The organism is Alteromonas sp. V450 (assembly GCF_001885075.1).
Lineage (GTDB): Bacteria > Pseudomonadota > Gammaproteobacteria > Enterobacterales > Alteromonadaceae > Alteromonas.
This window is the reverse complement of sequence record NZ_MODU01000004.1, coordinates 4192414-4214270: the sequence shown is the minus strand read 5'-3', so window position 1 is coordinate 4214270 and position 21857 is coordinate 4192414. Positions and strand designations below refer to the sequence as shown.

General features: G+C 44.4%; 18 protein-coding genes. 7 read left to right on the top strand and 11 right to left on the bottom strand.

Annotated features, from left to right (window positions below):
• Window positions 1-140: 140 nt before the first annotated feature.
• The 5 genes from BK026_RS18605 to BK026_RS18585 form a co-directional block, all read right to left on the bottom strand.
• Window positions 141-3881, bottom strand: a complete 3741-nt coding sequence (locus BK026_RS18605; RefSeq protein WP_071817273.1) for an AAA family ATPase — start codon at window positions 3879-3881, stop codon at window positions 141-143.
• Window positions 3882-3885: 4 nt separating this feature from the next.
• Window positions 3886-5352, bottom strand: a complete 1467-nt coding sequence (sbcD, locus tag BK026_RS18600; RefSeq protein WP_071817272.1) for an exonuclease subunit SbcD — start codon at window positions 5350-5352, stop codon at window positions 3886-3888.
• A gap of 208 nt (window positions 5353-5560) precedes the next feature.
• A complete protein-coding gene (locus tag BK026_RS18595) occupies window positions 5561-7378 on the bottom strand; it encodes an alpha-amylase family glycosyl hydrolase (protein WP_071817271.1) in 1818 nt (605 codons plus the stop codon).
• A gap of 183 nt (window positions 7379-7561) precedes the next feature.
• The gene (locus BK026_RS18590; protein ID WP_256253908.1) at window positions 7562-7963 is read right to left on the bottom strand and encodes a heme-binding protein; all 402 of its coding nucleotides are present in this window, start codon (window positions 7961-7963) and stop codon (window positions 7562-7564) included.
• Window positions 7960-8928, bottom strand: a complete 969-nt coding sequence (locus tag BK026_RS18585) for an aldo/keto reductase family oxidoreductase (protein ID WP_071817774.1) — start codon at window positions 8926-8928, stop codon at window positions 7960-7962. Before BK026_RS18585 ends, BK026_RS18590 begins: the two co-directional genes overlap by 4 nt.
• A 241-nt stretch (window positions 8929-9169) precedes the next feature.
• Here BK026_RS18585 and BK026_RS18580 point away from each other — a divergent pair, with 241 nt between their 5' ends.
• Entirely contained in the window at window positions 9170-10087 is a 918-nt protein-coding gene (locus tag BK026_RS18580; protein ID WP_071817270.1) for a LysR family transcriptional regulator, read from the top strand.
• A 123-nt stretch (window positions 10088-10210) separates the two neighbouring features.
• Here BK026_RS18580 and BK026_RS18575 read toward each other — a convergent pair whose 3' ends face one another.
• A complete protein-coding gene (locus BK026_RS18575; RefSeq protein ID WP_071817269.1) occupies window positions 10211-11503 on the bottom strand; it encodes a TMEM143 family protein in 1293 nt (430 codons plus the stop codon).
• Between the two features lie 219 nt (window positions 11504-11722).
• A complete protein-coding gene (locus BK026_RS18570) occupies window positions 11723-12718 on the bottom strand; it encodes a hypothetical protein (protein ID WP_071817268.1) in 996 nt (331 codons plus the stop codon).
• A gap of 225 nt (window positions 12719-12943) precedes the next feature.
• Here BK026_RS18570 and BK026_RS18565 point away from each other — a divergent pair, with 225 nt between their 5' ends.
• The 3 genes from BK026_RS18565 to BK026_RS18555 are packed head-to-tail and all read left to right on the top strand — an operon-like array spanning window position 12944 to window position 15341.
• On the top strand, window positions 12944-13975 hold the full coding sequence (locus BK026_RS18565; protein ID WP_071817267.1) for a sensor histidine kinase: 1032 nt from the start codon (window positions 12944-12946) through the stop codon (window positions 13973-13975).
• The gene (locus BK026_RS18560) at window positions 13975-14709 is read left to right on the top strand and encodes a LytTR family DNA-binding domain-containing protein (RefSeq protein WP_083575126.1); all 735 of its coding nucleotides are present in this window, start codon (window positions 13975-13977) and stop codon (window positions 14707-14709) included. Before BK026_RS18565 ends, BK026_RS18560 begins: the two co-directional genes overlap by 1 nt.
• Before the next feature lie 29 nt (window positions 14710-14738).
• Window positions 14739-15341 (top strand): YigZ family protein, encoded by a 603-nt coding sequence (locus tag BK026_RS18555; RefSeq protein ID WP_071817265.1) that lies wholly within the window; start codon window positions 14739-14741, stop codon window positions 15339-15341.
• A gap of 134 nt (window positions 15342-15475) precedes the next feature.
• Here the strand turns inward: BK026_RS18555 and BK026_RS18550 are convergent, their stop codons facing one another.
• From BK026_RS18550 to BK026_RS18540, 3 genes are all read right to left on the bottom strand, one after another.
• Window positions 15476-16012 (bottom strand): redoxin domain-containing protein, encoded by a 537-nt coding sequence (locus BK026_RS18550; RefSeq protein ID WP_071817264.1) that lies wholly within the window; start codon window positions 16010-16012, stop codon window positions 15476-15478.
• 222 nt (window positions 16013-16234) lie between these two features.
• A complete protein-coding gene (locus BK026_RS18545; protein WP_071817263.1) occupies window positions 16235-18175 on the bottom strand; it encodes a M1 family metallopeptidase in 1941 nt (646 codons plus the stop codon).
• A gap of 218 nt (window positions 18176-18393) precedes the next feature.
• The gene (locus BK026_RS18540) at window positions 18394-18822 is read right to left on the bottom strand and encodes an organic hydroperoxide resistance protein (RefSeq protein WP_071817262.1); all 429 of its coding nucleotides are present in this window, start codon (window positions 18820-18822) and stop codon (window positions 18394-18396) included.
• A gap of 137 nt (window positions 18823-18959) precedes the next feature.
• On the opposite strand from BK026_RS18540, the gene BK026_RS18535 reads away from it, so the two are divergent.
• The 3 genes from BK026_RS18535 (at window position 18960) to BK026_RS18525 (ending at window position 20759) form a co-directional block, all read left to right on the top strand.
• Entirely contained in the window at window positions 18960-19400 is a 441-nt protein-coding gene (locus tag BK026_RS18535; RefSeq protein WP_071817261.1) for a MarR family winged helix-turn-helix transcriptional regulator, read from the top strand.
• Between the two features lie 164 nt (window positions 19401-19564).
• Complete coding sequence (locus BK026_RS18530) at window positions 19565-20221, top strand: hemolysin III family protein (protein ID WP_071817260.1); 657 nt, start codon at window positions 19565-19567, stop codon at window positions 20219-20221.
• A gap of 22 nt (window positions 20222-20243) precedes the next feature.
• Window positions 20244-20759 (top strand): hypothetical protein, encoded by a 516-nt coding sequence (locus tag BK026_RS18525; RefSeq protein WP_071817259.1) that lies wholly within the window; start codon window positions 20244-20246, stop codon window positions 20757-20759.
• Between the two features lie 15 nt (window positions 20760-20774).
• Here BK026_RS18525 and BK026_RS18520 read toward each other — a convergent pair whose 3' ends face one another.
• Entirely contained in the window at window positions 20775-21683 is a 909-nt protein-coding gene (locus BK026_RS18520; protein WP_071817258.1) for a hydrogen peroxide-inducible genes activator, read from the bottom strand.
• Window positions 21684-21857 lie beyond the last annotated feature (174 nt).

Genomic DNA, 21857 nt, shown 5'->3' with positions numbered 1-21857 from the left:
GTCTGGAGCGGACAAGCGCAAAGGTGCTATACTATGTCGCTTTACGCTAACAGGAAACTATCAGATTTGGTTTAACTTCATCGCTAAAAGTATCAGGTAAAGTGAGCACTAAACATACTCACGTCCCAATACTTCTCCATTTAACTTGAAACCGCATAAGGTTTTTCTAGTGCACTTAACCCCACACCGTTGCGTTTAATTACTTTTAACTGAGTGGGAATACGCTCTTTCATCGCTTCAATATGGCTTATCACACCAATCATTTTTCCGCTGGCATTTAAGTTGTCTAGCGCATCAAGGGCCACATCCAAAGTCTCCGCGTCTAGAGTGCCAAAGCCTTCATCTAAAAATAGCGAATCGATACTGGTCTTGTGACTGACCAAGTCAGATAAAGCTAATGCCAGTGCAAGGCTCACCAAAAAGCTTTCTCCACCAGACAGAGTTTTGGTGTCTCTTACCACGTCACCTTGCCAGGTGTCTAATACACTTAAACCCAACCCTTCGTTTTCTTTTCGCATTAGCTGATAGCGACCGTGTAATTTATCAAGCTGCTGATTTGCAAGCTGCACTAGGTTATCTAAAGTAAGCCCTTGCGCAAAGCGTCTGAATTTGTCGCCGCTGGCCGAACCAATTAATGAGTGCAGGTAAGTAATATCATCATAATACGCCTCAAACGCTGCCATCTCATCCACAAGCTGCTGCTGTCTTTCGCGGGCTTGATTGTTAGCGCTTAGCTGCTGTTCAATTTGCCCTAAAGACGATAACAGCGTGTCACGCTGCTGAGCTTGCTGGGTAATCTTCGTATCGAGCCACTGTGCACCGTGCTCTTCTAACTCGCGCTGCCACTGCGCTGCATCAGCATGGGCTTTTAGCGATTGTTGGGTTGCTAGCGCATTTTCCAGCTTTAAGTCTGCCTGTTGTTTTTGCTGCGTTAGTCGCTTTTGTAGTTCAAGTAAGGTGTTGCGGGTATCTTCGTCTAAAAGGGCATTGCTAAACGCTTGTTCATCGGCAAAGGGGCTGCTCGCCAACTGACGGTTAAAGTGCTCTGTTGCCTCTGTAAGTGCTTGCTCTTTTTCGCGCATTTGCTCATTAAGCTGGGCAATTTCGGCTTCTAAACGAGACAATATAGTGTCTGTTTGTTGCAGGCGAGATTTGCATTCATTTACATTTCGCTCAGCCTTTTCTTGGGCGGCGTTTGCCTTATTCCTTGTTTCAGCAATATTGCCTTCAGGGAATACGGTTGTGCGCGAGTCTCGCAGCGCCTCTAGGCTTTTATCTAGCTGCACAAGCTCTTCGCATACGCCCTTAAGCTGGTTCTCGGCACTTTCAATATCCCGACTGATCACAAGCAAGGTGCTGTTTACCTCTTGCAACTCATCTTTAAGTTTAGCGTGTAGCTGATGATTGTGTTTGTAGGTTTTAAGCGCTTCGGCTTTTTCATTTAACCACGTGGTAATTCCATCAAAGGTCAGGTTGTGAATGTCAGCACCGTGCGCCGTCATAGTCTCGCTGAGCGCTAAAATATTATTATTAATCCCTTGTGTTTTGCTCTCTAACTCTGCATTACGTTCGGTAAATTGCTTTTCCAAGGTTTCGCGCTGCTGCAGAGAAACTGCAAGTTCTGACTGCTTGGCTTGTAGCAACTGCTGCGCTTCATTTTTAGCCTGCTGTGCAGCATTTAGAGCTTGCTCGCACTCATCTAAACGGGTTAATTGGGCACTAATATCATCAAGGCGGGTTTTAAACTGCTCCGTAAATTGAGCGACGCTTTGCGATGTATTAATGTCGACCTTTTCAAAGCTCGGTATATCAGCGCTAAGTACGCTTGAAATCTGTTGCCATTTTTCTAGCAGCGTATCTCGTTGCCCGCTTGCCTGTTCTAGCTGCTTATTAACCTGAGCAAGAGTGAATTCAGTGTGTGTAACGCTTTCTTTTGCCCTCGCCCCTTGCTGCTCAATATCATCTAACTGCTGCTTTAAGCTATCTCGCTTTTGGATAGTTTCAGGTACATCAATCGCCACGCTAGACGTGGTGTGTTCGTTAGCCCCACAGACAGGGCATGGCTCGCCAGTTTTTAACTGTGCGCGAAGGTGCGCCACTTCAGCATCCAGGGCGATAAGCGCCTCTATGTCTTTTAAATTACTGCGAGTTTGCTTGTAAGCATCAACCAAGGCTTGACGGTCAGATTGCTGCTGACCTAGTTTCTTCGCTAAGTCTTCCCTCTGCGCACTCAGCGATACTTTGTCTTGCTCTAGTGCCAAATATTGCTGTTGGATATGCCCTATCTGTAGCACACTATCCCAATGATGGAGCTTGGTATCGCGCTCTTGCTGAAGGCTTGCTTTGCTGGTTGCATTAGCACTATTAGTATCAGTTGGTTTGTCAGATAGCGCGGCCTGAAGTGCCTTCTCGCACGTGGCTACTTGCGCGTTTTTGTCATCGAAGGTCTGCGCTAACGCGCTCAACGACTCGTTTGTTTTTGCGATAGCGTCATCTAGGGATGAAAGCGCCTGACGATCATTCTTTACGCTTTGTGTCAGTGTTTCTAACTGCCTCTGATCATGTTCAATATGGCGCGCCGTTTCACTCCAGCCACTGATAAACTCGGCCACACCGCTAAGTGAGTGGTGTTCTCTCAAGTAAGCTTCCAGTTCACCAAGCTTGGTCTTGTTATCTGCCGAAGCGTTTTCGATTTCTTTGCGCTTTAGCGTTAACGCGTTTATTGACTGCCTTAAACGTGCCGCGTTTTCGTTTGCTTTTTGCTGTTCACTAGTAAGCTGCGCTATTTGGTTATCTAGCGGCACCACCTGCTCGTTTATACGCTTTTCAAGCTCACTGGCTTGTTGCTTTGTCTGCGCTAACGCTTTCTCGGCATGAGTTACTTCTGAACTACGTTGTGCCTTTTGCGTTTTTAAATCGGGAAGCTGAGCCGCCTTCTCGTCAAGCCTTTCTTTATAACGGGTTACGTCTTGCTGAAGGGCGTTTCTTTGCAAGAATGGCAGGCGAAGCTTTTCAGCCGGCTCGCTTTGGGTGAGAAGATCAAGTTCTTGTTTCGCCTCATTGATGGCGTTATTCGCGGCCTGCTGCGCTTCACTGGCTTCTTTAATGACAAGCTTGTTAGCGTTAAACGCTTGTTGCCACTGCTGTTGCTTTTGCAGTTCAGTAAGTGTTTGGTTAAACGCTGACACTTGGCTCTTGGTTTGTGCTTGCTCATCTTCAAGCTGGGTAATTTGCTCGTCGCTAAGCAAGGTTACGCCTTCTAGCTTTATCGCAAACTCTTTTTTCTTTTGTTTAGCGTCACTAAATTGCTGATGTACCGCCCGTGATATCTGCCCGTAAATTTCGGTGCCAGTTAACTCTTCAAGCAGCTCGGCTCGGTCGGCCTCGTTAGCATTCAAAAATGCTGCAAAATCGCCTTGCGACAACATCATCGACTTGGTGAAGCGGGCAAAATTAAGGCCAGTTAGCTTTTCAATCTCTTCACTTTTTGGCCGCACTTGGGTAGCCAATACCTTACCGCTTTCAACTTCGGCCAGCTCAACATCAGCACTTTGCAGGTTACCGTCAACTTTCCCTCTGGCCCGACGCATACTCCAAAACGCACGGTATGCTTTACCCTTAATATCAAACTCAACCTCCGCCAAACACTCCGCCGTGCCGCGAGTCATGATATCGTTGTTCGACGTTGAAATTGGCCCCAAGCGAGGGGTTTGGTGATAAAGCGCTAAACAAATGGCATCAAGCAGCGTGGTTTTACCCGCCCCGGTTGGGCCTGTTATAGCAAACAGCCCATTGTCAATAAACGGCGACTGGGTGAAATCTATCTTCCACTCCCCTTTTAAGGCGTTTAGGTTTTTAAGGCGTAAGGTCAATATTCTCATTGTGTTACTCGCCTTTATTTTCTGTTGTGTTTGCCAATGATGTCTCTACTGGTACTTCAGCATCTTCATCGTTGGTATGCACTTGCTCTACTGCTTCATTGAATAGCTGCCTTATCCGGTTTATGCGTAAAGCGCTTTTCTCTGACCCTGCTTCTTCCGTTCCTCCGGCGCTTTGGTCGTCATCTAGCAGGGTTGCTTGTGCCGACTCAGTTGGTGCCGACTCACTTGTTGAACTATCTTCTATACTCTCCAGTGCCAAACGTGCTTCAAATACATCGTTTACCGATAGTTCGCTAAGCTGGACGTTTTGCTTTTCTGTTAGGCTATTTACCGTGCGCTTACGCTTGCGTTTCAACTGCAAGATTTCAGCATTTTTCCCCTCTAACAAACCTTGAATACGCTGCTGCAAATCAGTCAGGTAGTCTTCTGTTTCAACTTCAATGCATAACCACACAGGATCTTTAGGGCTAATGGCGTTATCCGTTTCGCCAGCGGCACCATCTGTTTGAGAAGCTAACGCGATGGCCTCGCTTTTATTAATGGCCGCCTCAATCGCTTTTAAGTCGCCTTTTATTACTTCCATGGCCTGAAAGCGCGGCACCGGAAGCGTTGAGATAGTAGGCGTTGTGCTTTCAGATTCAAACGTTATCAACACTACTTGCTTTTGTGTGTTTAGTTCATCAAAACTTAGCGGTATGGGTGAGCCTGAATAGCGAATGTGTTCGGTTTTAGCCACTTTTTGTGGCCTGTGAATATGACCTAGTGCAATGTAATCAGCGGGCGGAAAACCCTTAGCGTCAAAGCCTTCAAGGGTACCAATGTAAATATCACGCACACTTTCTGACTGACTCACGCCTAAAGCGGTTAAGTGCCCTGTAGCAACAATAGGAATGGCAGCGCTATTTTCAATGCCCTCTTTAATTCGCTTTTCTTCTATTTTGGCGCGCAATGACAGGGCTTCATTGTAGAGCGTCCCGTAATGCTGCTTTATCGCATCGCCAAGCGCTTGGCGCTTGTCAGTGGCGCTTTGTCCTGCCTCGCTTATTAGCACATCACGCGGTCGAATGAACGGTACGGCACACAGTACCGCACCGGGCTGCCCCTTGCGATCGTTAAGGGTAATGACTTGTTCACTTAAATCGCCATAGGTACTGGCTATTACGTGGCTATTTAAGTATTTCAGTAGTGCCTTACTTTCGTTTAATACCGACACTGAATCGTGATTTCCCCCCAGCACCACCAATGTACATTGCATGCCCTGAAGTTCACCGATAAACGCATGGTAGAGCTCTCTGGCGTAGCTAGGCGGCGTGCCCGTGTCGAACACATCACCCGCAACAATAATCGCATCTATTTGATGCGCTTCTACCTGCTGAAGAAGCCATTTTAGGAAGGCGGCATGTTCATTTTTGCGGCTTTTTGTAAAAAAACTCTGACCTAAGTGCCAGTCAGACGTATGCAATATTTTCATGTAGAAGTGAACCAGGCTTGTTGCATTGGAGATAGAGAAACGCCTTCGGCGCTGTTGCTAAGGGATGTCGATGTTGATCAACGCCCCTTGAAGCAACTATAGAGATTTTGTGGTTTTATGACAATGGTTTGTCTGTGTTACATGTTCACAGGGAACAGGTAAAAAAAGAGGCACCACACGCTTTAATAAACGTCTGGTGCGCAGGATATTATTTTGACGAAAACAATCCAAAGCTAAAAGCTGGCAGAGTAATTTGTGTTTTACCGTTGTCAGAAGCGGAAATTGTAGCGGCTCCTGAAACAACTAAGTAGTTTTCATACTGCTTAGAAACCGTTACCGTTTGTTGCGCGGCTGACACATTAAACACAACAAGAAGCGCATGGTTCTTTTGTTGCGCTCCGCCCCCGTTTGGCATTGTGTCATTCGCTATGCGGGTGAAGGCAAACACCTGCTTTTTATCATCAAAGAAGGTATTTTCCTGCACACCATATTGAAGCAACGGCTGCTGCTTGCGAATGGCAGCGTACTCTGCAATAGCCATGTATAGCGGGTGCTTAGGGTTGAAGTTGTCATTTTTAGTGGTTTGGTCAGTACCTAACAACGGATTGTCGTTATAGCTAGCTACCTTGGATGGCATCATATCTTCTCTTGCATCTACATCGTTACCATCACCGGTAAAGCCCTGCTCATCGCCGTAGTAAACAACGGGTACGCCGCGAGAGAAAAACATCATGGCATGCGCCAACATACTGCGCTGCAGCTTTTCTTGGTTAGACGCGTTGGGTAAATGTTTATTTAAGAAGAAGCCGGGGCGCCCCATATCGTGATTGCCTAAAAAAGTAAGCAATTGATTAACGTTGCTGTCCTCGTCATTGTAAAGGTAATCTTGTGCTATTAAAGCCTCAATGGTTGACACTGGCTTGTCTTCAAAGAACACGCCTCCCACCGCACTTTGAAATCCAAAATCAAGTACCGCAGGCAGTTTACCCTCTGTAGTGAACGAACTTAGCACTTCAGGGTTTGGGTCATACACCTCACCAAATACATGAAAGTTCTCAATGCCTTCGGCTTTTGCGTGCGCCATAATTGCCGGTGAAAATGCTTGCCAAAACGGTAGCTGTACGTGCCTTACTGTATCAATCCTAAAGCCGTCGGGTTTAAATTCACTGATAAGCTTGGTGTAAATATCAATCATACCTTTAACCACTTCTGGATCTTCGGTATTGATATCATCTAACCCATTAAAATCACCATATAAACTATTTTCACCTTCAAAGGTTGTATCACCTTGATTGTGGTAATAGCGTGGGTCGTTTAGCCACTCTGGAAATTTCTCTCCCTGCTCTTTTTCTGGAACAAAAGCACGGTAAGTCCCTTGCTCTTTCACTTCCTGCAAACTGCGATAAGCGCACCGGTCTAGTTCACTTTTAAACGAACCGTCTGCGTTGTGGCACTCTTCATACTTAATCACGTCTGCCGTATGGTTAGTAATGATATCGAAAAATACTTTAATATCTTTTTTGTGTGCAGTGTCAATTAAACGCTTTAAATCGGCGTTACTGCCAAAGTGAGGGTCAATTTCGGTGAAGTCGACAATCCAATATCCATGGTGAGCAAAACCGCCTCTTTGCACAGCTTTATTGCGCAGAATAGGTGTCATCCAAATAGCCGTGATCCCCATAGACTTGAGGTAATCCAGCTTTTGTTCAATACCCGCCATATCACCGCCATGAAAAGCCCATTTAGACGTGGTGTCTAACCCTCCGTGAGAAATTGAGCCTTTTGGTGCTCCGCTGTCGTTACTTACATCACCATTGTTAAACCTGTCTGGCATAACGAAGTAGAACACGTCTTCGCGCACGTCTCGCTGTAGGTAATGACGTTGTGGCTGTAATGCATTACTGCTCTCGTTACTAGTAGGGGCACTGCTTGCAGGCGCACTATGGACGATAGATGGGCTGCAGGCCGCTAGTGAAAGCATTATTGCGGTAGTGGCTACTGCCATTTTAAATGGTGTTCGAATCATTAACCTGTTCCTTATTCTTCTTGTCTTTGAGCATCGCTTTCTGATAACAGTAATTTAAGCACGCAGCTTTTGTTCATTTCGCTTATTTGCCGCACTTGTAGTTTAGGCTTTGCGTATTAGGCGCAGGTATTTAACATACATCATTAAGATAATTACCTGCGCCATAAAGCACGCTTACGTAAGCTAACGCTGAGCGAGAATGCTTTCTGCCAGCGCTTCGTCATCAAACTCCGCCATACCGCTAATTCCTATTGCACCCACTACTTTGCCTGCCTTATCTTTTACCGGTACACCACCCGCCATACCTGTGATACGCGGATCGGTCCAAAAGTTAATGGTTTTGCTCGTTTCTTTTGCCCACGCAGCAAGCTGACTGGTTTTTTGCCTGTCTCTGGCTGCCGTATAAGCCTTGTTCTGCGCTAGTAGACAGGTTTGCGGACTAGTTTCATCCATACGAGAGAACGAGATAAGTTCACCCACACTGTCTACAACAGCCACGGCAATGTGTTGATTGTTTTCTTGCGCCCAATGAATGCTATCTGTAATCATTGATTGAGCTTGCGCTAAAGAAATGGAACCCATCATGGTAACTCCACCCCTTTTGCACTTACGTACAATGCGTACCAGTCTTCCCGAGTAAGCGTCACGGTAACGGCTTCTGCACTTGCTTTAATACGCTTGGGGTTTGCCGAACCAACAATTGGCTGAATGTTGCTGGGGTGGCGCATTAACCAAGCCAACACGATTGCGTCGGGCGATACACCATATTTTTGCGCTAAGGTCACAACGAGTTTTTTAGTCGCTTCTTCTTGCGCAGTTAGCGCAGCGGGTGCTCCGGTGTATTTCCCCTGGCTTGCTGGCCCCCACGACTGCATTTGAATGTTGTTTTGCTTTGCGTATTGAAGTGTACCCGCTGTAAAATTCACATGCTGCCCATCTGGGTTACCGACATAAATACCTTCATCCACAAAGCCTAAGTTAGTAAGGCTCATCTCAACCTGATTCGCAATAAGCGGCTGATTAATATAGTGATTAAGATGCTGCATTTGTACGCCGCTCATATTCGACACGCCAAAGTGCTTAACCTTACCGCTATCAAACAAGGCATCAAAAGCAGCGGCAACCTCCTCTTCTTCCATCAATGGGTCTGGGCGGTGCAGCAAGAGCAGGTCGAGATAATCGGTATTTAATTGCGAAAGCGTGTTCTCAACAGAAGTGACAATCCATTGCTTCGAAAAATCGTAACGTTTAGGCCCGTGTTCATCTTCAAAACGGATCCCGCATTTAGACTGCAGCACTATCTCTTCCCGTAAGTGAGGGCATGCTTTTAACACTTCGCCAAATACTTGTTCTGCTTTACCCATTCGGTATATATCAGCATGATCAAAAACGGTAATACCGGCTTCTAGCGCAGCATCAACTGCCGCAAAGGCATGCTGGGTTTGATCTTGGGTTAATGGATTAAAGTCCCACTCTCCACCAATAGCCATACAGCCATAAACCAGCTGACTGGCGTGCGGGAAGTACTGATTTAAAGGAAGGTTTTTCATCATGTCTCACTCAAAAAAGAAAATAACGTATTTCTAACGCCTATCGATAGCCCAAGTTTACGCTTGCGGTTACCACCTTTCAGCGCACAATAGCGAAATCATTATTCTTTATAGCGAATAGCTGTATTCCATATATAATCACTAAGTGAAAATTTTTGATATGACGTTATTAAAGACGCGGTTTTAGGACACATTGTGAATTTTCATCTCCTATGGATCTTCTTTAAAAAGTAACAAGCCAATGAAACCACATAAAAAAGTCGAGCGATTGATGCTGTTTAGTGCGGTAGCAGAAACCTTAAGCTTTGGTGCTGCGGCAGAGAAAATGCAAATTTCCAGGGGCTACCTGTCGGAGCAAATAAGGGAGCTTGAACTTGCGTTAGGCGTGAAGTTACTGCAGCGCTCAACACGCCAAGTAAGCCTTACCAACGAAGGTAAACAAGTTTATGCCGATACACAGAAGATTAATCGCAGCGTGGTTGAACTTGAGCAAAATTTAGTACGAGAGCAAACGCAACTTGAGGGAATAATAGCCATTACGGCGCCTAATATGTTTGCACACTATTTGTTAAGCGAACTGTGTTTTTCCTTCTCGCAGCAGCATCCTGATGTTTCGTTTCATTTAGATACCAGCTATCAAAGGCACGACTTAAACCAGGGTCATTTCGACTTGGCGTTTCGCTCTACTAACAACCCGCCGCAAGATATGGTGGCCAAGCCATTGTTTACCTATAGCCACACTATAGTTGCGGCACCGCAATACCTAAAGCAAGCCGGCACGCCCAAAATGTTAAGCGATTTGGGTGCGCACCAATGCTTTTGTGGCCCCGACCAAGATAACTGGCTTATAAACGGTAAGCGCACAGTGGTTAAAGGCTGCTTAAAGCTTAACGATAATTTAGCGCTAATTCAGCATGTATTGGAAGGCCGCGGCATTGCAAGGCTGCCAAGCTACGTGGCAAAAAAGCATAGTAAGGCGGGTGAACTGGTCGCGCTTTTTGAAGAAATTAAGCCGGGGTCGACACCAAGTGTGCCTCCAACAAAAAGCACCAGTCAGCTGTTTGTTGTACACCCACAGCGCCCCCATCAATCGCTAAGAATAAAAGCCTTTTTAGACACAGTTAAACAAGCACAACACGAAGGTTATTTTAGTGGATAAGTACGCGAGCTATCAGCGTTTATCTGCCGCTATCCACCTGCGTAGTGAGTAGCCACAGGACTAGAAAGCTTCGCATAGGCTTTTTCTTTCCTTGGCGCACTATTATCGATGTTAAAGGGTCAATCAAACAGGTTGATAAATATTATCCCAGTAGTCATCAAGTATCTTCACAGCATCGTTAAGCGTCCGCGCGACAAAGACATCGCCGTCTTGTTCAACTAGTTCCATGTCCACCAGCTTAGTAATAGCATCAGTAACGTCGAAATCGAGCGTACAATCAAGGTTTTCTAAGAAGTAGCTTTCTATCACGCTATCGAGCGTTGCAAGTGTCATCCCACCAGCGGTAATCTCGTTTTTTGAACGTGCTGCGCCAAATGATGCGGCGTTTTCAGAGAATGTATTACTACATTTAAGTAAAAATGTATAAGCTAATAAGGCCTCTTTGCAGTCTTCTTCTTCTGCTGCATCTATTAGCGTATGAAACACGCCTGCGTTGTTGTCTAAATTCTTGAAATAGAGGTTGTCAGACAAGGCTTTCATAAACCGGATTTTTCTATTTTTAAACTTGGTCCATTCCTTAAAGACAAAACTACCGAATACCCCCATGCCTACGCCAAAAGTGATTAGGCTTTGCTTAGTCAATTCCACCTGGTCGTCTTTAAAGCCAAGCCAAAAGGCTAAAAACGACGCCATAAGCAGTAATGATGCACCTAACTTAGTCACTAGCACCATAGTGCCGCCAATGGCCGCCGATGCACTAATAATTAGCTTATCTAACGGGCGCATTTTAACTTCACTGTTTGGAAACAGCATTTCCAAGTCTGCTTTAGGTACGTTTTGAAAAAGCTTTACTATGGTGGAACCGGGTTTGAAGCTGACTGGTGTTTGTCCCTTCTCTTTAAAATAAGCCTCATCTTTAAACGTAATATAAACGGCCACTTTGTCGTAGTTGGTAAACGACACCTGCTTTTTTCGCAACCCGAAAAAAGTACGTATAGTTTCAGTTTTTACCGACTCGCCTCGCCGATAAAAAACCACGTCTTCAAAGTCGTCGAAGCTAACCGCCAGGCGCACTTTGAACAATGATTCTTCATTTAACGCTGCTTCTAGGTCTTCGTCTGTCACCTGTTCGAAATTGGCCGCATCAAGAAGGCGAGCAAACCCCTTAGAAAACGTTTGTTGATTTTCTTTCTTTTCACTATGGCTTGAAAAAGATAAGTCGCGCGTATCTTTATTAGGGTCGAAATGGCTATAGCTGTCCTTCAACTCTTCTAGTTGCTGATGATATTCATAGTGGATCCGGTTAACTAGGAGTGAAGCAAAGGTGCGAAACAACGTTGTTTGTTGGCTGATTAAGGCTTCGCATACCGCAATCATGTCTCGCTTACGAAAGGGAATAAATCGCTCAAAAGGCATAGTCGTTATTTTTAATTATCGTTCTCTGAGTCGATTGATACCTCACTCTCCATTTTATCTCAACTAATAAACCGTAATTTTAACCTAATGATTAACGTCGTTTTTTGATAGCCCCAACGTTTGAACTTACGCTACGGTACTCGTTATTACCAACCCGCATAGATTATCGCGACGTGGGCGATTATTAATGCGGATTGGTATTCTCCTATAGCGTTGCAATTACACGCTGTTTTTGTGAATAGCGTAAGTTTCACTCACAAACTTTTTAAACGCGCTGTCCACATCTTCAATACTGTCTAACGCTAATTTGTTTACCAACCAAGCTTCTACTGAACGTTGCTGAGCGAGTAGTTCGACCAACTCTTTTACTGCTCCTTCACCTAGCGAAGCCTCAATAAATCTATCGAACAATAACGCCTGTACATAATATTCGGTGATAAATTCTTCACTTTTCTCTTCATTTATTTCCATCACCTCCATGGCAAAACCACTTGCATTTACATTGGCTTTAGCCTTTGCAACCAACTGAGAAAGTTGCTTTTCCATGACTTTTAGCGATGGGTGCTCGACAGACAAAAACTCAGCAATTGGCAACAAACTATCTGCGTTACCTTTTGCATAAAAGTCACTAAGTCGCTTTTTTTTCATAGCCTCACTCTCACAACTTATTGCTGCAATTTCATCGAACCAATCTGGTAACTCGGTATGCCCGTAGCGCGGTTTAGCGTAGGTTTTGTTTTGCAGCCCTTTTTGCTCCATCAGTAAGATCATGAACTTATGACACACTTCATGGGAAAGTATGTTTTTATCTTTGTTGCCAAACACGTCCTCGTCGCTGTTAGCGCTAGCCAGTGCGGCGTAGCTAAGCAAAGGCAAAAAGTGAGGCTGATATTGAGAATGATCGATGAGAAATAGCGACATGGGGTTCTCTACGACAACAATATCAAGTGTGCCGAACGCACCAAATCGATCGGTAAAAGTGCGTGCAGCATTTTCAATTTCGCCTACCTCTCGGCGTAGTGAACTATTTTTTTCGCCGTACAGCCGAAATGCTTCATTTTTTACAATAAGGGAAGTAGTAAATCCTTCAGCCCCAGTTGCGGCTATTTGAGGATGTGTATTTACTTGTCCACGGCTCTGCATACTGGTAACTAATGCACCAGCAAATAGTATTGAAAAAACAGTTTTAGTAGCGAATTTTTGCTTTCTTATCATAAACTTGATATTCCTATTCAGCGCTATTGAAGATTGATGAATATAAAACACAGAAAATATGGAAAGCGTGGGAATCGATAAGTAAGTGCATATCATCGCTGAATAATAAAAGCGCCCTTTTGTTTATTTATAGGGGATATAAGACCTTTTACAGATAATAAAGACGCATTCGTAGAGTATTGGCCATAACAACAACGACATTGCGATAAACTGAGAAAAATTTACGTGAAGCCCACTTTGTTTAATAAACCTTATTTACTTATAGAAGCATGTGTACATCTCACGCTATGGGTGCTCTATTTTTCGCTTAGCCAAAATTTAGATTTTTATATTACTACCCTTGAACAAACCACCGTTAGCCCTCCTCAGCCAGCATCAACATCGTTATTCGTTTTGCTTACGTTCTACTGGTGCTATTTTGCAGTTCCGTTTTGCAAAAAAAACGCTGGCTTTTACGGGGCAATTGCAGCATATCTTGCCGCCTTGTGCATCCTTACAACAGTAGACTGTATTTACAGTGTTGGCCGCACGATTGACCGGATCAGCATTAGCCGCGATTATTTGCCATTTTTATTCAAGCACACTATGTGGTCATTGCTTTCTGTGGCCATAAAGCGCTTTCTACGCAATTTAAAACGCGCCGAATTAGCAAAAGAACAAAACCTCGCGCTTGCGCATCTTGAGCTGGCCGCATTGAAACAACAAGTGAGTCCGCACTTCATGTTTAACGTTCTTAATAGCTTGTACAGCACGTCTTATATGTTTGGCGACACGCGTACGTCACAAGGCATAGAGCAGTTATCTTCCCTTCTCAGGTATATGCTATATGAGTCAAATTCTCAGAAAGTATTACTTCGAAACGAAGTAGAATATCTCGACAATTATATTCGCTTGCAGATGTTGCGGTTCTCCGATGACGTTGAGCTGCGGTTTGAAAAAGGAGATATCAATGCAAATACACATATTGCCCCCATGCTACTTATCGTATTGGTAGAAAACGCATTTAAGCATGGAGTGAGTACTAAAGATAAAACCACTATTTCAATTGCGCTAGCGGTTAAACACAATGTAATTTCATTTGAAATATCCAACCCAATTGCCAACGCGAATAAGCGCACACAAGTTACTACGACTCAAAACGGCGGGCTGGGTCTAGCAAACCTGAAACGCAGGCTCAGCTTACTTTACAAAGACAAACACACGCTCGAAATTTCGACCAAGAGCAATGTATTCACCGCAAGGATGACGTTGACGTGATGCTGAAAACCGTAATTATTGATGATGAAAAGCTTGCTATTGATTTGCTCACCGATTATGTCAATAAAACACACTTTCTATCGTTATCAGCCAGTTTTAAAGATGCATTAGATGCCCTTGCTTATCTGTCATCAAACGCCATCGACTTACTATTGCTTGATATAAACATGCCCACACTAGATGGCCTTGAACTTTTATCATCGATGAGCTATCCGCCAAAGGTAATATTTATTACTGCTCATAGTGAATATGCACTGCAGGGGTTTAAGCACAATGCCGTTGACTATTTACTCAAGCCGTTAAAATATTCCGACTTTTTCAAGGCTACCAGTAAGCTGATGCTATCGGCTTCAACACCATCTAGCTCACAACAAGAAAACACATCAGCATTCACAGTGCAGTCGAGTTCGCTTGCTCACCAGTTTATTTTTATTAAAGTAGATAATCACCATCAACGCATTGACCTCGCGAATTTAAAGTATATTGAGGCTTGCGGTGACTATGTGGTTTATCATTGTGTAGAAGGTAGCTATATCGTTTTGCAAAGCATGGGAAATGCGCTTGATGGCCTTCCTAGCGAAGATTTTGTTAGAATACACCGTTCACACATCGTAAATCTTTTACATGTGGATGTTATTCATAAAGATTACTTAGAGATTGGTACACTTGAATTTTCTATTAGTAAGTCTTATCAGAAGTGTTTAAAAAGTCGATTGCAGCGACATGTGCCATAGCATATCGACAGATATCAATATAGGTTTTCATCGTGTATCCGGTACCCGCAAATCAGGTTGAAACCCTGTACGAAATTAAAAAAAGTAAATTTATTGCCTGCGCCGGTTTTGCTAATTCTCGCGAAAGTGCAATGGCGCTCTTAGAAAGCGTTAAACAACAATACCCCGACGCACGCCATCATTGCTGGGCGTATATTTTTGGCAACCCCAACGCGCCTAGTAGTGCAGCAATGGCTGATGACGGCGAGCCTAGCGGTACCGCAGGAAAACCTATATTAAATGTACTCCAGCACAAAGATATCGGCGACATTATGATTATTGTCACGCGGTATTTTGGCGGAGTTAAATTAGGTGCGGGTGGTTTGGTGAGGGCCTACTCGGCTGCAGCACAGCAAGCCATTGATGCGCTTGAAGTAAGACAAGAGATAACGCTGGAACCGCTTAGCGTAGCCATCGATTTCAAACACGAGCAGTTTGTACGTCATTTGGTGGAACAAGCTGAAGGCAACATTGCCAACTGCAGCTATGGAAGCCGTGTAGAAATAGACGTTGCGCTACCTGTAGATGCACTAAATGACTTCAAAAAGCAGATGGCGCCCATTGCTTTTTCGGTGTCTGCAAAAAACAAGTAAGCTTCAGAAAATAAGAGTCTTACAATGGCTTTAAAAGTCACTTCAGGTGTTTGCAAACGTGCAAAAATACAAAGGCCCTAGTAAACACTAGGGCCTTACTTTTAACTACCTATCACCATTATTACCCATTAGCCTCAGCCTTTGAACGTACCGCGAATAGGATAGTTATTCTCAGGGTTGCGTATAAACTCTAGGCCCGATACGAGTTGCTCTAAGTCGGGGCGCACAAAAGGCGCGTTTGCAATTTCAGCAATATGAATTTCGTTATCACCGTTAAGCACAAACAATGCGGGCTCTGCAAAGTTGTGATCGGTTTCTTTTTCTGAACGAGGTTCAGAAATGTACAGGCCTAGCTTTTCCATGTCACTTTGCGATAAGCCGTAGGCAATGGGGAAATTGATAGACAAGTCATCTAAGTGCGCTTCAAGCTGTGCTTTGCTGTCGCCGCTTACAGCCACCAAATCAATGTTAAGCTCACGAAGACGGCCTTTATAGTCTTCAAGCTTATTCAAAAACTTTGTACAAATTGGGCAATGCTTACCGCGATAAATCACCACCATTTTCCAATCGCAGCCCTCGCTTTTTTCGGTCAGCGATATAGCTTCGCCCGTTGATAGCGTGGCACTCACCTCAGGGAAGGTAGTAGCTGGATGCATCTTTTGTGTATACATAAAAACTCCTTAACGTTTAATTCAAATCCTTCAGCGTACGCCTAGCAGATAAACAGCATAGGTGTACTTGAACTACACTGGGTACTTGTTGGTACGCAAATCTTAACGTTAAGATCGCCACTTTGAACAATCGTTCAAATTTTTTATTCTTTTTACTTGATGTAGAAATAAAAAAGCAGCGCTGACGCACTGCTTTTATTCGAACTGATCGTATGGGCTTTCTTATTTCACGTAGCCTTCATTCGCTTTTACCGTTAGTGGATGATAGCCCGGCTTCGCTTCTTCAAATGCGCGCTTTGCAAAAGCTTTACCTTCTGGTGTTTTTGATAGCTCGCGATAAAGGGGTTTAACAAGCTTATTACGCCCTATCGACACCAAGTAGCTATACAAACGATCATAGGCAGGCTGATAGCTATTCTCTACTGCAATCATCAACCAGCTGTGAGCAATTTCGTTGTTTTTAGTCGAGGTGAGTGAAAATGCTGCATCCAGCTCAGCCAGCTGTGCGTTGCTTAGCGATTCAGGCATGTTGTTTAGAAAATATAACCACTCGTGTACAGTCCACTGCGCGGTTTCAATATCCGCCGCTTTCACGTCGTCAGAAAGCCACGCGCTTCGTGTGTCATCGATTTTAGTGAACGCATCAGATTCTGGCTGTGGCGCTCCCTCGGGAATGCCTGGTTCAAAAATCCACGTTTGGATGCGCTCCGCGTCTAGCTTATCCGGGTACTGTTTTAACAAGGTATCATCTAAATAAGCAATAAACGTGTCGGTAGTAATGCTCTTAAAAGCAAAGTCTTTAAAGTACTGCATTAAGAACGCATCAAAGTTTTCTCGGCCAATCTTTTGTTCAATTTCACGTAAGAACAGTGCGCCTTTTTCGTAAGGAATATTTGAGAAAACATCGTCCGGATTGCGACCACGAAGGTCAATAGCCAGGATCTCATCATTCTCTTCTAAGGCTGCCACATCGTTCTCTAGGTCTTGATAACCTAAAACCGCTTCTTTTTTGAAACGATCGTGGCCGTAGATCATTTCCATAATTCGGTAAGTTAAATAGGTAGTAAAACCTTCGTTTAACCACAGGTCACGCCATGTAGCGTTTGTTACTGTGTTACCCGACCAGCTGTGCGCCAGTTCATGGGCAATCAACGAAACCAAGCTTTTATCGCCCGCGATAACCGTTGGCGTGATAAATGACAATCGAGGGTTTTCCATACCACCAAACGGGAATGACGGCGGTAGAATTAGCAAATCGTAGCGGTCCCACTGATAAGGCCCATAGGTTTCTTCCGTTACCTCTAACATTGCCTCGGTATCTTCGAATTCTTTTGCGGCACTTTCAAGTAGCGCTGGCTCAGCATACACGCCAGTACGCTCACCCATGGCTTTAAATTCCAAATCACCTATCGCTAATGCAATAAGATACGAAGGAATAGGCTGTGGCATAGTGAACTTATATTCACCGTCGCGCGCAGTGGTAGGGTCGTTCGACGCACTCATCACGGCTAGCAGGGCTTCAGGTGTTTTAATGGTCGCGTCATAGGTTACGCGCACCTGCGGTGAATCTTGAAGCGGTATAAAGCTTCGGGCATGAACCGCTTGCGCTTGGGTAAATAGGAATGGGTGCTTTTTACCGGCAGTTTGGGCTGGCGTTAACCATTGCACACCAGACGCTTCAGGTGAAGTTGAATATGCAACCGTTACTGTGTTTGCGGCGCTAGGTAGCGTAATGGAAAGCGGTGTACCTAAATCAGGGTCAGTCTCTCCCATTTCATAAGGAACACTTTCTCCGTCTACGGTAACATTTTGAATATCTAATGCTCGCGTATCTAACACTAGCGTATTGTTGTCGGGCTTTTCTCGCTTTATATCAAGCAATACATCGCCAACAAGCTGCTTAGTATCAAAGTTTGCCGTTAAATTTAGGCTTAAGTGAGTAACCCGAATCTCGTTTGGGTTTGCGAAGGAGTGATAATCTACGCCAGAGGCAATCGCCGCATCGGCTCGATTTTCTACTTCAGTTTTTGGCGCTTCAGTTTCTGAACTAGCGCTTACGGTTTGATCTTTATCTGTCTTGGCTGCGTCTACGCTGCTGTTTTCGCTGCATGCGAATAACACGGGCGCGCATACGAATGTAGCCAGTAATCCGTATTTTTTCATATAACTTCCTAAAGGATGATTGATACCAACGCAGTGTATCAATCTGTTATATGACTGGCGACTCTAATTCGAAGAAGTGCGTTGAAACGCCGCTGGTTGTCGAAAAGCCGTCGCGGTTAGCTGAATAAACGCAGGCAAAGTGCATAAGTGCAGACTACCACCTCCCCCTGACGAGGACGTAGCTATCTGCACTCATTTAACTACCCGTCACCAACTAATTAGGCAAGACTAATATTAACTTCTATGTTGCCGCGGGTTGCGTTTGAATATGGGCATACCTGATGCGCTGTATCCACCAAGCTTTGTGCTTGTGCTTTATCCATATCGCCAAGATTAACCGTTAGTTGAACGGCAATAGCAAAGCCTTGTTCAATAGGGCCAATTGCCACGTCGCCAGTAACACTGATGTCATCGGCAAGCTTAATTTTTTGCGATGCAGCCACATGCTTAAGTGCACCAATAAAACACGCCGAATAGCCTGCTGCGAACATTTGCTCAGGGTTAGTGCCGTCTCCACCTGCACCACCTAACTCTTTGGGTGTCGACAGTTTAAGATCTAACTTACCGTCGCTTGATTTTGCTGTACCTTCGCGACCGCCCGTTGCGGTTGCGCTTCCAGTATAAACGACCTGTTGAAGCTTGTGCATGATTGTTCTCCTTGTGGGTTTGTCAAAACATACTTTGCATGCAAAATAAATTATCACCAAACCAACTTGCAGATCAAGTGCTTTGTATGCAAAATATTACTATTAAGAAGAAGTGGTATCGATAAGGGTTAAAATGAATGTCTGAGTTATTGAAGTTAGAAAATCAGCTTTGCCATCGTTTTTACACGCTGTCGAATGCATTTACGCGCGCTTATCGCCCCCTTCTTAAGGCGCTAGATATCACCTATCCTCAATATGTCACCCTAATGGCGCTGTGGGAAAATGACGGCATTACAATTGCTGAACTTCTTGAGAAAACCGCTATCGACGGTGGGGCTATGTCGCTTATTCTTAAAAAATTACACGACAAAGGCTTTTTAATTGTCACTAAAGATGAAGCTGACAAACGGGTTAAACGTGTTCAACTCACTGAAACGGGCAAGAAAAAGAAAGCCATCGCAAAGGAAGTGCCTGCTCAGATGTTATGTAAACTTAATGGCATGAATGCCGAAGAAAGCCGCACTCTAATAGCCCTTCTAGACAAGTTAGGTAGCTGTTTTGAAAATGCTGATGTGTAGTTAAGAACTCCCTCCCATTTTGTAATCTCAATGTCATCACGCAGGCAGCTTTTTCTGCTATTATTTCGGTACTGAGCGAACAACTGTTCGCTATAATTGTCATAGTGGTAAGAGTAGACAACAAGAAGCCACGTTTTGCTATCGATACCAGATAAGGAGAAGGGATGACAGAGGTAAAAGAACACACCAAAACAATTTCTGCCAAAGCTTATTCCGTAGTGGAAGAGTGGCTGAACAGTATCAGCCATGGCGTTGGCTTTATTGCTGCTATTGTAGGTTTGGTGTTCATGTTGTTCCGAGCAGAAGATACGCTCGCGCTAACCACTGCCGCTATTTATGGCTCGACACTTATTCTGGTGTTTTTAAGTTCAACCCTTTATCACGCTATTTCCCACCAAAAAGCGAAGGGGTGGCTCAAGCTATTTGACCACAGCGCAATATACTTATTGATAGCAGGTACTTACACACCATTGTTACTGGTTTCGATTGGTGGCGTGTTGGGTATTACAATGACAGCGATTATTTGGAGCTTAGCGATTGGAGGCGTAGCATTTAAACTTATCGCGCAGCACCGTTTCCCAAAAATATCCGTAATGACTTATTTGCTGATGGGTTGGATTGCACTGGGTCTGATATACCCTCTTTATGTTGCCCTTCCCGGTGCAGGTCTTTGGTTATTAGTAGCGGGCGGGCTGTGTTTTAGTGTAGGCGTGTGCTTTTATGTAGCAAAAAAGGTAAAGTACACTCATGCAATATGGCACTTGTTTGTGATTGGCGGATGTAGCTGTCATTACTTTTCTATTTATTATTTTGTCGTGTAAAAAAGGCTCTTGATAACGCTGTATGCAAGAAGATGAGAATAAAAAAGGTAGCAACTTAGCAACGCCTAGTATCGCGTGGTTTTCTCTGGGCGCCGGTCATATATGCTTAGGTAAAAAGCCCGTCGAAAACGATTTTGTCCGACTCAGGTCACTGGGAGTAACGCATATCGCGACAGTACAAACCAGTGAAGAGCAAGCGCCTGTTATCCGCGACCGTTCAATAGCGGCAGGGTTAGAATGGCTATGGGTCCCGTTTGCGCACCCTTTATCAGCGTCGCCTACCGAAGATGTCCACCTTCACCAATACCTTCATGAGCTTTCGCAAATGCTGATTGAGGGTGCAAAGATATACTTGCATTGCGATGGGTCTCAACATCGCTGCAGCTTACTTTTCTACGCGCTATGCCATTATTGTCGCATTCCCTCTAATAGTGCCTACAACGCGCTTCATAGCTTTGGCGCAAACGCCGCAAACGGTTTAGTCAGAGGAGAGCTTGCATGGGCGGCAGCTCTTGGTCATACCGCCCCGAAGGTTTAAAGTTTGTTACATTGCCTACTTTAAGGTAGGGATAGGCAGCAAAGGCGAAATAATTTCTCCTATACGACGAAAAAGCTGCATGCGCGTAGTTCCTGCACGCCACACTAATCCAATTTCACGGTATCCCTGCTCTTCTGCGGGAAAACTTTTTAACCCGGTATGCGCTAATATTGACTGGTTTATCGCAAGTTCCGGTAAAAAAGTGTATCCAAGCTTGCTGTTGGCAAGCTGAACCAGCGTGTACAAACTGCTTGCCGCTACACTGCTTATCTGGTCGCTGTGCTGCAAGTTACATGCACTTACTGCATGACCGGTCATACAATGTTCTTGCTGCAAAAGAAAAATGCTTTTTTTAGGTAATGTTGATATATCAACAGGGTTTGGCAGCTGTGTCGCCATGTCGTTATGCGCTATCAAGTGGAAGGGATCGTGTCCTAACACCATTTGTTTGCAGCCAGGCGTTTCCATAGGGAGCGCTAGAATAAGCAAATCGAGTCTGCCATCCGTTAACTGCTGCAGAAGCTTTTCTGTCGTATCTTCCTGCATTTCTAAATTTATTTCGGGAAGAAATGTTGAAAATGCTCCCATCATGCCTTCAAAGAGAAATGGCGCGATAGTGGGGATAACACCAAGTTTCAACGTTCCTCGTTGCCAATTTCCAGCGTTTTGTGCATATTCAACTAATTCACCCGCTTCTTGGAGCAACACTTTACTGCGTTCAACAATATCGAGACCCAATGATGTAAAAACGAAAGTTTTATGTTCGCGCTCAAGTAGCTGACTTCCAAAGTGTTCTTCTAAATTTTGAATTGCCGTACTTAAAGTTGACTGACTTACATTGCAGCGTTGAGCCGCACGATGAAAATGCTGCTCTTGATGAAGCGTAACTAAGTAATGTAAATGCTTAAGGTTTGGCCACTTCATAGACTTCTCACAAAATAATTAATCAAAATAAAAATGGATTAAGATAGCTATCTTTAATCTATCATAAAGATTATGACGCGCCCACCATTACACTCAAATGAAGGCTGCTGGATTTGATTTTTTTACCTCTGCAACGCTGGAAAGCGAATTAAAGGTCGATTACGCTTAAGAAGT

Bases quoted from the DNA above. Each gene is read 5' to 3' on its own strand.
- BK026_RS18570 (WP_071817268.1), bottom strand. From the start codon at position 12,718: ATGATAAGAAAGCAAAAATTCGCTACTAAAACTGTTTTTTCAATACTA.
- BK026_RS18550 (WP_071817264.1), bottom strand. From the start codon at position 16,012: ATGTATACACAAAAGATGCATCCAGCTACTACCTTCCCTGAGGTGAGT.
- BK026_RS18560 (WP_083575126.1), top strand. From the start codon at position 13,975: ATGCTGAAAACCGTAATTATTGATGATGAAAAGCTTGCTATTGATTTG.
- sbcD (WP_071817272.1), bottom strand. From the start codon at position 5,352: ATGAAAATATTGCATACGTCTGACTGGCACTTAGGTCAGAGTTTTTTT.
- BK026_RS18580 (WP_071817270.1), top strand. From the start codon at position 9,170: ATGAAACCACATAAAAAAGTCGAGCGATTGATGCTGTTTAGTGCGGTA.
- BK026_RS18535 (WP_071817261.1), top strand. From the start codon at position 18,960: ATGTCTGAGTTATTGAAGTTAGAAAATCAGCTTTGCCATCGTTTTTAC.
- BK026_RS18590 (WP_256253908.1), bottom strand. From the start codon at position 7,963: ATGATGGGTTCCATTTCTTTAGCGCAAGCTCAATCAATGATTACAGAT.
- BK026_RS18605 (WP_071817273.1), bottom strand. From the start codon at position 3,881: ATGAGAATATTGACCTTACGCCTTAAAAACCTAAACGCCTTAAAAGGG.
- BK026_RS18520 (WP_071817258.1), bottom strand. From the start codon at position 21,683: ATGAAGTGGCCAAACCTTAAGCATTTACATTACTTAGTTACGCTTCAT.
- BK026_RS18595 (WP_071817271.1), bottom strand. From the start codon at position 7,378: ATGATTCGAACACCATTTAAAATGGCAGTAGCCACTACCGCAATAATG.
- BK026_RS18525 (WP_071817259.1), top strand. From the start codon at position 20,244: ATGCAAGAAGATGAGAATAAAAAAGGTAGCAACTTAGCAACGCCTAGT.
- BK026_RS18585 (WP_071817774.1), bottom strand. From the start codon at position 8,928: ATGAAAAACCTTCCTTTAAATCAGTACTTCCCGCACGCCAGTCAGCTG.
- BK026_RS18530 (WP_071817260.1), top strand. From the start codon at position 19,565: ATGACAGAGGTAAAAGAACACACCAAAACAATTTCTGCCAAAGCTTAT.
- BK026_RS18545 (WP_071817263.1), bottom strand. From the start codon at position 18,175: ATGAAAAAATACGGATTACTGGCTACATTCGTATGCGCGCCCGTGTTA.
- BK026_RS18540 (WP_071817262.1), bottom strand. From the start codon at position 18,822: ATGCACAAGCTTCAACAGGTCGTTTATACTGGAAGCGCAACCGCAACG.
- BK026_RS18575 (WP_071817269.1), bottom strand. From the start codon at position 11,503: ATGCCTTTTGAGCGATTTATTCCCTTTCGTAAGCGAGACATGATTGCG.